Annotated in this window: 11 protein-coding genes; 5 read left to right on the top strand and 6 right to left on the bottom strand. The window is 47.0% G+C overall.

The window, feature by feature from the left end; translation table 11 throughout:
- Positions 1-55: 55 nt before the first annotated feature.
- From ACHA99_RS17500 to xthA, 5 genes are all read left to right on the top strand, one after another.
- The gene (locus tag ACHA99_RS17500) at positions 56-2,278 is read left to right on the top strand and encodes a TonB-dependent siderophore receptor (protein ID WP_393944106.1); all 2,223 of its coding nucleotides are present in this window, start codon (positions 56-58) and stop codon (positions 2,276-2,278) included.
- Between the two features lie 124 nt (positions 2,279-2,402).
- A complete protein-coding gene (fhuF, locus tag ACHA99_RS17495; protein ID WP_173244096.1) occupies positions 2,403-3,473 on the top strand; it encodes a siderophore-iron reductase FhuF in 1,071 nt (356 codons plus the stop codon).
- A gap of 100 nt (positions 3,474-3,573) precedes the next feature.
- A complete protein-coding gene (locus ACHA99_RS17490; protein WP_028761007.1) occupies positions 3,574-4,119 on the top strand; it encodes a septation protein A in 546 nt (181 codons plus the stop codon).
- Positions 4,119-4,418: a YciI family protein gene (locus tag ACHA99_RS17485; protein ID WP_028761008.1), complete on the top strand. Its 300-nt coding sequence runs from the start codon at positions 4,119-4,121 to the stop codon at positions 4,416-4,418. The genes ACHA99_RS17490 and ACHA99_RS17485 overlap by 1 nt, the downstream gene beginning before the upstream one ends.
- Entirely contained in the window at positions 4,418-5,230 is an 813-nt protein-coding gene (xthA, locus tag ACHA99_RS17480) for an exodeoxyribonuclease III (RefSeq protein ID WP_393944103.1), read from the top strand. The genes ACHA99_RS17485 and xthA overlap by 1 nt, the downstream gene beginning before the upstream one ends.
- Positions 5,231-6,222: 992 nt before the next feature.
- Here the strand turns inward: xthA and ACHA99_RS17475 are convergent.
- From ACHA99_RS17475 to ACHA99_RS17450, 6 genes are all read right to left on the bottom strand, one after another.
- Positions 6,223-6,648, bottom strand: a complete 426-nt coding sequence (locus ACHA99_RS17475; RefSeq protein WP_393944101.1) for an SMI1/KNR4 family protein — start codon at positions 6,646-6,648, stop codon at positions 6,223-6,225.
- 179 nt (positions 6,649-6,827) lie between these two features.
- On the bottom strand, positions 6,828-7,196 hold the full coding sequence (locus ACHA99_RS17470) for an SMI1/KNR4 family protein (RefSeq protein ID WP_028761011.1): 369 nt from the start codon (positions 7,194-7,196) through the stop codon (positions 6,828-6,830).
- A 485-nt stretch (positions 7,197-7,681) separates the two neighbouring features.
- Entirely contained in the window at positions 7,682-9,133 is a 1,452-nt protein-coding gene (locus ACHA99_RS17465; RefSeq protein WP_263175604.1) for a methyl-accepting chemotaxis protein, read from the bottom strand.
- Between the two features lie 104 nt (positions 9,134-9,237).
- Positions 9,238-9,729, bottom strand: coding sequence for a DUF1097 domain-containing protein (locus ACHA99_RS17460; RefSeq protein ID WP_028761013.1), 492 nt, complete (start codon positions 9,727-9,729; stop codon positions 9,238-9,240).
- A gap of 259 nt (positions 9,730-9,988) precedes the next feature.
- A complete protein-coding gene (locus tag ACHA99_RS17455) occupies positions 9,989-12,235 on the bottom strand; it encodes a molybdopterin cofactor-binding domain-containing protein (RefSeq protein WP_393944100.1) in 2,247 nt (748 codons plus the stop codon).
- Between the two features lies 1 nt (position 12,236).
- Entirely contained in the window at positions 12,237-12,755 is a 519-nt protein-coding gene (locus ACHA99_RS17450) for a (2Fe-2S)-binding protein (RefSeq protein ID WP_393944098.1), read from the bottom strand.
- Position 12,756: the final 1 nt, after the last annotated feature.

Genomic DNA, 12,756 nt, shown 5'->3' with positions numbered 1-12,756 from the left:
AATGTTGGCCCAGCTTGTTTAACCCCCAACCTAAACGGAATTAAAGATCAACATTATGAAGACTTTTCCTCTCTCCAGCATCGCACTCGTCTGTCGGCAAGCCCTCGTTAACCCGAAGCTATTGCTGTGCTCAGCCATGTTAGCTACGGTTCCCCATGCCACAGCTGACACTGTCGATGCGGATAGTAAGACTAAAAAGCACCAGAAAGAAATTGAAGTCATCAATGTCATTGGCGCTAAGGACTTACACGACAACCGTTATAAAACCCAAGCGATGAACACGGCAACTGGGCTCGATTTATCCTATCTAGAAACGCCGCAATCGGTCACGTCTATCACCCGCCAAATGATGAATGATCAACAGCTTAATAGCGTGATTGATGCCATGACCAGCGTCGCGGGGATCAATGCCCGCCCAATGGATAACGACAGATACAGTATTAGTGCCCGCGGCATTGCCGTGAGCAGCATTTTGTACGATGGCGTGCCAACCACCTACGATACTCGCTTCAACTATGGGGATAATCTGATCGACACCGCCATCTACGAGCGAGTAGAAGTGGTACGCTGCGCGACTGGCCTCATGACGGGAGCCGGTAACCCCTCGGCGGCCATTAACCTTATCCGTAAACGCCCGACTCAAGAGTTTATGGGCAACACCTCGTTAAGTGTGGGCTCATGGAATAATGTGCGTGGTATGGTCGATGTTTCCAGCGGCTTAAATGACTCGGGTTCTGTGCGCGGTCGCGTGGTGGCCGCCTATCAGGATAAAGATTCATTCCAAGACAGGTACGAGCAGCAGCGCACAACGCTATACGGCATAGTCGAAACCGATATTGGCGATAGCACCTTATTTACCCTTGGTGTCGATTACCAAGATGCCACACCGAGCGGCACTATGTCGGGCGGTTTACCGCTATTTTACAGCGATGGCAGTCGCACTAACTATGATCGTGCCACTTCAACGGCGCCCGATTGGGGCTCGGCGCATACCCAAGGCCTCAACACCTTTGCGAGTCTCGAACACAGATTAGATAATGGTTGGAACCTAAAAGGGACTTACACCTACGGCGATAACTCATTGGAGTTCGATGTACTATGGGCCATGGGCTATCCCGATCCTGTAACCAATGTCGGCGCAAAGGCTGGGTCTATCGCCTATGTCGACGGCAGTCGCACCCAACACAATGTGGATTTGCGCGCCGAAGGACAATACCAACTCTTTGGATTAGAACATCAATTGATGTTTGGCTGGAATGGCCAACGCCAAGAGTTCGCCAATCCCTATTATTACCCCACGGCTGCAGTACCGCTTTTAGGGGATTTTCGCGATCCGAACTTCCAATATCCAAAACCTCAATGGAAGGAAACTTATACCACGGGTTCATTTGGCGAAACCAAACAGAGTGCAGCCTATGTAGCAACTCAGCTTAATCTCAGCGACGCGTTAGCTGTCCTCGTCGGATTACGCCTCAATGAGTGGGAAACCGACCAAGATAACTTTGGCGGCCGCTACGATTTTAGCATCAACAACGAACTCACTACTTACTTCGGCCTCACCTACGCCCTGACCGATCAATATTCGCTCTATGCCAGTTATACGGATATTTTTGCACCACAAACTAAGCAAAAAATCGATAAAAGCTATCTAGATCCGGTCAAAGGGAAAAACTACGAAGGCGGAATTAAGGCGAGTTTATTCGATGAGGCCTTAGATATGTCGCTGTCGGTGTTTGAGATCAAGCAAGACAACATAGGCATAGACACTCGCACACTCATTCCCGGCACCACCACTCCTATCTACAAAGAAGTCGATGGCACTAACACTCGGGGTTTCGAATTTGAATCTACGGGTAAAATCACTGATGACTGGAATGTTTACTTAGGCTACACCCAGTTCACCACCGAAGATCCTAAGGGCAAACGCATCAATACCACGTCACCACGTCAGCAGTTAAAACTCTTCACTACTTATACCTTTGGTGGTGATTGGCATAAATTGCAAATTGGTGCAGGGGTTAACTGGCAGAGCCGCGTCTACCAAGATGCCGATAAACCTGTAGGCAATGGTATAGACACGATTAAAGTCGAAGTAGAACAAGGCTCTTACGCGCTAGCGAGTCTAATGGCGAGTTACGCCTTCACCGAGCAACTTAAGCTCAGCGCAAACCTGCACAACGCCTTAGATAAAAGCTACTACAGCCAAGTCGGTCAATATAGTCAATTCCAATACGGTACGCCGCGAAGTGCCAGCTTAACCTTGGACTATCGCTTCTAAGTCAGACTTTTATTGAGATCGTTCGAAAAACCTTGTGAGCCCAAATCTTGGGCTCGCAAGGTAATCATTTACATGGACTTATCGATAACCGCGGGAATCAATCACAACCCTATAAGGAGTGACAATGGCAAGCCAACGGAGAGACACCAGACTGCAAACATTGTGCGATACAGCGCCAAGCCACAACGCGTTGAATCAAACTATTTTGTCACTCAATCAGCTGTTACATCAACGGGCACCCTTCTATGGCGAGCACCTTAGCGCAACGCAGTCCCCTACTGGGTTCAGTTTTGATGAATGGAGCTGCGCCGATACTTATCAAAAACTCATTGCACGTTTTGCCATCGCACACCCTAGCGCAGAAACTCAGAGTGAAACTGAAACTGTAACTGAAGCTGAAACCGAGGCGACTAAAACAGCTGCAAACAGCCGAGCGCACGCTTTCGCCAGTAAAAGCGCTGCGGCCAGTAGAAAAGACACTCGCAAAGCGCTGCATTCACTTTGGGGCCAATGGTATTTTGGCCTTTTAGTTCCGCCTGTGATGGAGTGGATTTTTAACGCCCCAAAAGCCACATTCGAGCCTATTCACTGGCAGCCACAGTCCGTTTTTATGCGGATACACGCAAGTGGCCGAGTGGCAAAATTTGAATTTAAAATAACAAAGCAACAGCCAAATACCGCTTTGACCTTTAAAAAACACCATGGCATCGAACCACTTACCCAAATAAACACTAAGCCAAGTAACAAGATAGACATTGAGGTACACTCGTCATTAATTTCATATAAGCCGCCAGTTGATAAAGAACTCGCCCTACAAGGCTTTATCTTAAACTTACTGCAACCGAGTGTTGAGCGCCTACTCACTTTGAGCCCCGTGCCCGCTAAATTATATTGGAGTCACTTAGGCTATCTGATCCACTGGTATCTAGGAGAGTTGGGATTATCTCAGCAACAAAGTCAGCAACTTAAGCAAGCTCTGTTTCGCCGAACGACCTTTTTTGATGGCACCCAAAATCCACTGTATAACAGCATCAATTTGATTGTTGAACCCAAAGAAGACAGCACAAACATCCAATGCATTCGCCGTACTTGCTGCCTAAGGTATCAACTCGCCAACACTGGCCAATGCCACGATTGCCCACTACTAAGTCGCCCTAACGCTAAGACAAACGCCGCCAAACAAGCACAAGTCTAACTTATTTAATGGGCAAGATCGCAATCCTAGGCCCATGGTGCTTTTGCCCTTATGTTGCACATGCTACACTCAAGCCCATGTCTCTTTAACATGATTATTTATGAAACAACTGCTTGATTTCCTGCCCCTCGTCATCTTTTTTGCCGTTTATAAATTTTTCGATATTTATATCGCCAGTGGCGCATTGATCGCAGCCACCGCGCTTCAATTGATCGTGACCTATGCGCTATATAAGAAACTTGAAAAGATGCACTTAATCACCTTTGCTATGGTGACAGTGTTTGGCACACTCACTTTAGTGTTTCACGATGATTCTTTTATCAAGTGGAAAGTGACCATTATCTATAGTTTGTTTGCCATCGCCTTAGGTGTCAGTCAATTGCTCAATAAATCGATATTAAAGTCGATGTTAGGCAAAGAAATGCAAGTAGACGACAAAATTTGGGCTCGCGTAACTTGGTATTGGGTGATCTTTTTCGCCGCTTGTGGCCTAGTCAATATTTATGTCGCCTTTAGTTTGCCATTAGAAACTTGGGTCAATTTTAAAGTGTTTGGTTTAACCGCTTTAACCTTAATTAATACTGTCCTGACCGTATTTTATCTTTATAAACACCTTCCCGAAGATCAACGCAAGGAACTCAAATAATGTGGTATATGATTTCAGCTCAAGATTTTGAGAACAGTTTAGAAAAACGTTTAGCCGCACGCCCAGCCCATTTAGCTCGCCTGCAAGCCCTCGCCGATGAAGGTCGTTTACTGATCGCTGGCCCACACCCAGCCATCGACAGTGAAAACCCTGGTGATGCAGGCTTTAGTGGTTCACTGGTTGTCGCAGATTTTGAATCCTTAGTGGCAGCAAAACACTGGGCCGATGCCGATCCCTATATCGAAGCGGGCGTTTACCAAAGTGTTGTGGTTAAACCCTTTAAACGAGTCCTGCCTTAATGAAAATAGTGTCCTTTAACATCAATGGTCTGCGGGCGCGCTTGCATCAATTGCAAGCCTTAATCGATAGCCACCAGCCCGACATTATCGGCCTGCAAGAAACCAAAGTGCACGATGAGGCGTTTCCATTAGCCGAAGTCGAAGCAATGGGATATCAAGTGCATTACCACGGCGGTAAAGCTCACTATGGTGTTGCCATGCTGTCTAAAATCGCACCAGAAAAACTGCAAAAGGGTTTTCCAAGCGATGATGAAGATGCCCAGCGCCGCATGATTATCGGCACATTTCCCCAAGCGAATGGTCGTCCATTGACTGTGTTCAACGGCTATTTCCCCCAGGGCGAAAGCATAGACCACCCAACAAAATATCCTGCTAAACGTAAGTTTTATCAGGATTTAATGCACTACTTGCAGACAAATCACAGCAACGATGAAGATATCGCCATCATAGGTGACATCAATATTTCGCCGACCGATTTAGACATAGGCATAGGTGAAGTCAATCGTAAGCGTTGGCTAAAAACCGGCAAATGTAGCTTCCAACCGGAAGAGCGTGAGTGGTTAAAAACCTTACAAGACTGGGGCTTAATCGACACTTTCCGTCAATTACATCCAGAGCGCATCGAACGTTATTCTTGGTTCGATTACCGCAGCAAAGGGTTCGATGACAACCGCGGCCTGCGAATTGATGTGATTTTAGCAACGCCTTCACTGGCAGCACGTTTAGTCGAATCCGATGTCGATTACGATCTGCGCGGCATAGATAAACCTTCAGATCACGCGCCCATTTGGAGCACGTTCAAAGAGGCTTAATCCGCTAACGTTCGACCATCTTAGTAGATATAAAACATCGGCTTAGGCCGATGTTTTTTTATGGGCGAAACATATTTTATCTTTGTCGTTCGATGAATGGTAAATGAGTCAAGTGTGATACTGAACGTAATTCACTTTTGGACAGATATGTCTTGAAGACGAGTGTTTTGGGACCAATAATTTTAGTTGTGAGGAGTTTAGCGTTTGCTGATGTCCACTCACACATGCTTGCCATGGTATTTGCTCGTCGACTCGCAGCCAGTCCATCCGTGGATGCTCGACCGCCCCATCTGATGTGAAAGGATTCACAAATGCCGCGATGGCATGGACGCCAAAGAGCGGCCATGGGGCGGAAGGTCGTCTCGCAAATCACCAAGGCTCACCTGTTTAGCATTGGCGAAACCTGTTTGTTTTTAAAGAAATAGGTAGCATGCTTTGGGACAAAAGCGTATTAGGTCATCAGCTATAACAAGTGAATTTCGCATAGAAATTTCTATGGTGTAACGCCTTGCTCAGCTGCATTTTTGGAGTAGAAGCTTTTGTGTTATCAAACACAAAAGAAGGAACGGAAAAATGTCAGATGCAGCAATTTGTTATGTTCGCATTCTGATAATACTATCAACATATTGACGGACCATTATTCAACTTTCACATAGAAGCAATTACATTTACAACTGAAAAGACCAATTTGAGGATCTTTAGGTGTAATGCCCTTACGTTTAGCTTGTGAGTTAGCAACTTCTACAGCGTGCTTAATCTCATTAATTTCTTTGCTAGAGAGCCTTCTCGTATGCCCATGTACAGGACATCGTTCTCGTTCTCCATCACCCGATATTCGCTCTCCTGACATATTGATGCCCTCTTTCTAATTTCTACCGCTTTAAACATAACGCCGCCAGCAACTGCCGGAGTGAGTTGGAAGCTTTTTTACGTCTTTTTGCAAAAAAGAAGACAGTTTACGGAGGTCAGATTGACTGGCCTTGTTAAACATTTTAGAACTTGAGCGAATAACCACTGGAAACCCACTCATTGAAATTTTCCGCCAACAATACCATAGACTCTTTCGTTAAATCGCCGAAAGGTACCCTATAAACTGGCCAGTCTTCTGAACTTATATTATGTGTGGTATCGAAGACAATTGACTCTCCCCCACCATCTGAACCAATAGCAACCAACCCAGGCAAGTATTGCTCGTAGCAATAGGCTTCTGTTAATTCGGATATCTCTTTAGCGCTCCAGAGCACAACTGAGTCATCTGGTTCTTGCACGCCAATCGGAATTTCTGCCCCATTAGTTTCAAGCAAGAACTTCTTATACTCACTCGGAAGATCTGTTCCTAACCATTTCTCAAGAGCCTGAATTTCTTCAGCACTTGCTGGATTTTCCGGATATTCGAATTTATCTCGATATTTGCTCATAATGCTTAACGCCCATTTAAGGGGCTGATAATCGTTTGCTAAAATTGTGTAGCGAAGCGAAGTCGAGCAGCAGTCCCGCTTTAAATGCTTGTATGGGTTAACGTTTGGCTAAGGGGCAGGCTTTAACCCATCACTGAGAGCGGAGCGAACGATTTGAACCACTATTTAGGCTATCACAGTTACTCAAGGTCTACACAAACCTGCTTGTGCCATGCAGAAAGATTCGGCCATTCTTCCTTAGTGCTGCCGTTGTGAGACCAATAAATTATCTCACCCGTCTTTGCTATGCAGAAATAGTCGCCATTATCCTCGATGAATGGCAAAAGGTCTCTTGGAAGACCCATGACATTCCAGGCTGTTTCAGCAATGTCAAAGATATCAAGATGGCCAGAGCCGGGTAAAATTACCGCAGGCTCAAAGGTAGCGTTTGCAACATCGCTGCCAGACTTCAAAAATGATCGGTAGTCGTCATGAAAACTGATGCCCAGTTTGCTTTCTGCGCTAGCTATTTCGGTATCTGTCGGGTTTCGAAATGGATCGTTATTCATAATTATTGTTGCCTAACGTTAAGCGGCGTCCCAAGCCAATTTTAATTGACCGAGGCGAACAAGTGATACTCTGGTGAACGTTTATCATCAACAAACAATTTAAAATTGCTTGATATTTTTCTTAAATATTTCCGATAAAGGTTAACACAATCAGCCATATAGAAACCATCAATTTCCCCAAATTCTATTTTTACAAAACACAGATTTCCACCGCCAACCACAGTGAAATACCCTCCGCAAAAAGGACATTTTCAGACATAACTTTCTCCCCTGAAATCTATGACCGTCAATTTAGATAATGTCACGCTGATAGAACGGAATGGGGCAATATAACTAAATAGTTCTTTGGGTACTTCCAAATTAAAATGGCGGAAATCTAAGATTTCCGCCATTGTCGGATGATACGTTACTACTTAACATGAGACTCAGTATCGGGCGTTATTGCTCAACACCCCATGCCGACGACTCACATTAAAGGTGACATATTAACTCGTGCGGTACTGCTTTAAAATGCCATCTAACTCGACCGAGGCATGGTGCAGATCATTGGCTAAGGTCACACTGCGCTGGGCTGTTTGTTTGATAGTTTCTGACTGATGGCGGATTTCATTCAATTGTCCGGCAATGTCGCGAGCGGCGACACTCTGCTCTTCCGCCGAGGCGGCAATTTGGCTGCTCATATCAAATACCGCATTGACCGATTGCGCCATACCTTGAACATCATCACCGACGGCGATAATCGCACTGCGACCTTCATCGGCCTGATCGACTATCTCCATGGTAATGCTAGATAAACGACTCGTGCCAGATTGTAAGCCTTCAATCATGGCCTGAATTTCTACCGTGGCCTGTTGAGTTCGACCCGCTAAGGTACGCACTTCATCGGCTACCACAGCAAAGCCACGACCTTGCTCACCGGCACGGGCCGCTTCAATGGCCGCATTTAAGGCTAATAAATTGGTTTGCTGGGAAATACTGTTAATGGTTGTGACCACGGCATCAATACTCGCCGCATCCTTAGACAATTGTTCCACCGATGAAAACGCCGCGCCAATCTTAGTTGAGAGTAAACCAATGCTTTCCACTGTATGGCTAATACGCCCACGACTGGCCAACATTTGGCTTGAATTTTCCTTGGTTTGCAACGAAGTATTACTCGCATTAACAGAGACTTCTTCAATCGCTGAGGTCATTTGCGCCATCGCCACGGCAACGGAATCGAGGAATTGATGTTGGAACCCAATCAGTTTATCACTGGTGGCCGCCTGTTGATTAAATTCATCGGATGCCAATGATAAGGTCTGTGCATTTTTGCCAATGGCTGACACCATTTCACTCATATTGTCGGCGCAGCGATCGATTTCCCGGGCAATCAAACTGAAATCGTCAGTACCAAAGAAGTTTAATCTAAAGCTCAAATCACCATCGGCTAAGCGTTTGATGGCTAAGTACATGTCCCATAATCCACCACCGAGTGAAGTTGAAATCCAGTAACTCAGTTGGAATAAAGGCAACAAACCCACTAACGCTAACCAGAACATAAAGTTAGCATCGCTACGCGCATCGGCTTCCCACTCATGGACATTCTGCGTCAGTTGTAAGGCTTGACCTGACACACTGGCGCTGACCGTCACTTTATCCCCTTGACGCTGCGCGTCACTTTGCCTTGAAGTTACAGTTAACCCGTATTGACTGGCAAATTGAGATAAGGCGTCAGCTTCTAGCTTTTGCGCCATTGCAACTTGCGCTAAGGTATCGACGCTAGCTTGAACCCGAGCGATAGAGGCCTGCTCAAGGTTACGGTGCGCATGTTGATAGTTGACAAGCGCCACGGCGGCCGTGATCAGCGCCACCATAGAACACACTACCCAAAACTTTCCGTTGAGACTGAACTTGATCAATATGGCATCAATGGTACGAAACTGGATTTGTTTCATCTTGATAATTCCTAAGAACAAAATGCTATTTGGCACTAAATCAGCAGTATAGCTCAGATTGCCACGACAACTATGTCAGTCATAAGATCTGAGCAGGTATTATGCTAATCCGCGCTAGCAACTTGGTTACGTGTGGCGGCAGACCACTTTTGTGTCAGAGTAACCAACTGCCCCGTTAACAGGCTCATGCTAAAACCTAATAAGCCACCAATGATCAACGACGGCACGACATTGGCCACATCACCCGCCATAGCAAAGGTAGTGCAACAGCCAATAAATGCGCCGGGAATAAAGCTAAGCTTTTGATAACTTGCCTGTAAACACATGGCCGAAGTGGCTATGCCGGTAAAAATATACCCAAATACGGGCGAAATAAAAAAGCTGCTGCCCGAGATAATGAGCCAAGCCCAAAATACACCGGACAGGTTTGTGCACCACGCCATCATCACGCCCTGAAAGCCAGCCTTAGGTTGAGCAAAAAAAGTGCTACAACCTAAAAAGCCGATCCAAGTGACCAGATGAAAAGCATCTGCGACGCCACACCAAATAGCCGCCAATAGGCCGGCAGAAATAGCGACTTGCCAACGATTTTCCATGGATGACCCCTTTAGTAATTCTATTCACGGAAGTTTATACCCTTGAGCGCTCTAAAATGTGTATTTTGAGGTAGCTAGGGTAAACATATTGGTTAAATTACCTCTATTTTGGTAACAAAAACCTGATCTATTGCTAATTTTCGGCATTAATGCCCGTAAAATCGCTAACAAGCAAATTTTTTGTGGTAAAAAAACGAAAAAAGCGCTTATTAGGCGCTTTTTTGTTCAAACGGCTTTCAGTTAACCCTCTTGCCGACACTTACACTCGCAATAGTTTATTCACGGGAAGATTGCGGATCCTCTGCCCCGTTGCCGCAAAAATCGCATTGGTTAAACTCGGTGCGACGGGCGGCACACCCGGCTCACCCACACCTGCGGGCGGCGCATCGGACTCAATAATGATGATCTCCATATCGGGGGTTTGGGGAAGTCGCAGCAAAGGATAATCGTGGAAATTCGATTGCTGCACTTTGCCCTCTTTGTAAGTGATTTCCCCCATCAAGGCTAAACTCAGGCCAAATATAATCGCACCTTCTGTCTGGGCTTTTACCCTATCAGGGTTAACTATCGTGCCCGCATCGATAGCAGCGATGGCATTCAGCACTTTAAGCTGTTTATCCTCACTCACTTCCACCAGCATAGCCACGGCGACATAACTGACAAAACTGCGATGTACGGCAAACCCCCAGCCCTGATTTTTACCCGCCTTGGGCGCCTTAGCTTGGGCTTTTTCGACCGCGTCGATTACCTCCAAATAGCGACTAACGTCCACGGGATGACGATTGAGCTCTTCGCCATAGTTGCCATATTTAAAGCCTTGGTTATCAAAGGTCTCACGCCTTGATTGCCCAAGTAAGCTGCGCCACATATCGGGACAAGACATCTGATCTCTGTGAGCCATTTCATCGACAAAGCTACCGACACTAAAACCGTGCTGAATGTTACACACAGAGCGCATCCAACCAATACGGCTGTGCGCCTGCGCTTTTACCGCTTCGTATCTTAAATTTGGCAAAGCAAAGGGCACATCCACAAAGCCTAAATCCAACTCACCGCCAGAGGGATATTCCACCCCTTCGGCAAAGGTTGAACTGATCGATGGGAATCCCGTACGGGCTAAAAGCGCGGTCGGTTTGTTGCTGGCATCAAACAGTGCCTGATAGGACTGGGCGCTGATAGCATGGTAATAACCGTTTTGAATTTCATCTTCGCGGCTCCAACTCACCTTAATTGGACGCTTGAATTGCTTCGATAATAGCGCGGCTTCAACGCTAAAATCAGGTTTAGATTTACGCCCAAAACCACCACCCAATAGGGTGACATTCACTTTAATCGCATCTTCTTCCATACCTAGCGCTGCGGCCACATTTTGCTGGGTACTTTGCGGCGTTTGGGTCGATGCCCAGATTTCACAGCCCTTTTCAGTCACATGGGCAGTAGCAACGGGCGGCTCGATAGAAGAATGAATTAAATAAGGCACGGTATAAACCGCCTTTAACGTATTCGCCTCGGGCCAGTTTTTGATCTCATCACCAACTTGGCGCACGACATTACCGCTTTGCTGTACTCGCTCGACCAACTCTTTCAAATAGAGGCTTGAATCATGCTGGCTGTTGTCGGCCTGAGTCCAAGTGACCTTTAATGCCTTGCGGCCTTCGAGGGCACTCCAAGTGTTTGTGGCGATAACAGCAACGCCGCCCAAAGCCTGAAACGCGGGAGCGCCCTTAGCGGCGGGCAAACGATACACATCCACGACACCGGCCACTTTGCGCGCTGCGGTATCATCCAAGCTTGCCACATCGCTCCCAAGCACGGGCGGGCGCATGATGCTGGCGTAGAGCATGCCCTCGAGTTTGATATCGTAACCATAAATCGCGCTGCCGCTTAACATGGCATCCATATCAACGATTTGGCGTGATGCGCCAATCTGCTTGAAATCTTTAACCTCTTTAAAGGTTAACGACTCAACGGCGGGTACGGGTTGCTCAGATGCGGCTAACGCTAACTCGCCAAACTTGGCCGAACGGCCCGTTTTAGCATGCAGCACTTTATGGCTGGCCGTATGCACCTCGCTCACGGGGACTTTCCAGCGTGCGGCGGCAGCCTGCTCTAGCATAGTTCTTGCCATCGCCCCCATTTGGCGCATGCGGTCGTAATTTTCGCGAATACTGCGGCTACCGTCTGTGTTTTGGCTGGCATAACGTTTATCAGCTAAGCCTTGAATGGGGACGATTTTATCCCAATCCGCTTCTAACTCTTCGGCTAAGACTTGCAGAATGCCGGTTCTGATCCCCTGTCCCATCTCGGAGCGATGGCAAGTAAGGTACACTTTGTCGTCTTCACCAATGGCAATAAACAGATTCAGCCGCGCTTCTTTATCCTGCGCCAACGCCATGGGGCTCCAAGTTAGTCCACTCGCCCCTAATGCTAATCCGCCCCCCACTGCGCCAAACAGTTTTAACACGTCGCGGCGGCTGATATTTTCTACGGCAGTAAAAGTACTCATATTAGCCCTCCTGTTTGGCATAGTTTTGCAGTGCGGCTTTGATCCTAGGATAGGTGCCGCAGCGGCAGATATTCCCCGACATGGCCGAGTTGATTTGTGCTTCAGAAGGTTTCGGATGCTGCGCCACTAACGCCGCAGCCGACATCAGTTGTCCCGCCTGACAATAGCCGCACTGGGGCACGTTATGTTCGGCCCATGCATTTTTAAGCTTTTGATTATCAAGGCCTTCAATTGTCGTCAGTCGTTTTCCCTGTGCCTGCCCCAAACTGGTTAAGCAAGCCCGCACGGGTTGGCCGTCTAAATGCACAGTGCAAGCACCGCATAGCCCTGCACCACAGCCATATTTAGTGCCCGTAAGCCCTAAAATATCCCGTAGTGCCCACAGGATGGGCATTTTAGGATCAGCATCTAAGGTAAATGACTTACCGTTGATGGAAAGCGTTTGGGTAGAAAATGTCTGGGTGGAAGCGGCGGTATTCGCTTCCTTGCCGACTGCTTTGGTTGATAAAACTTCTGCCATA

Source organism: Shewanella sp. S23-S33, from assembly GCF_043359565.1.
GTDB lineage: Bacteria > Pseudomonadota > Gammaproteobacteria > Enterobacterales > Shewanellaceae > Shewanella > Shewanella oncorhynchi.
This window is presented reverse-complemented; position numbering and strand designations above follow the sequence as displayed.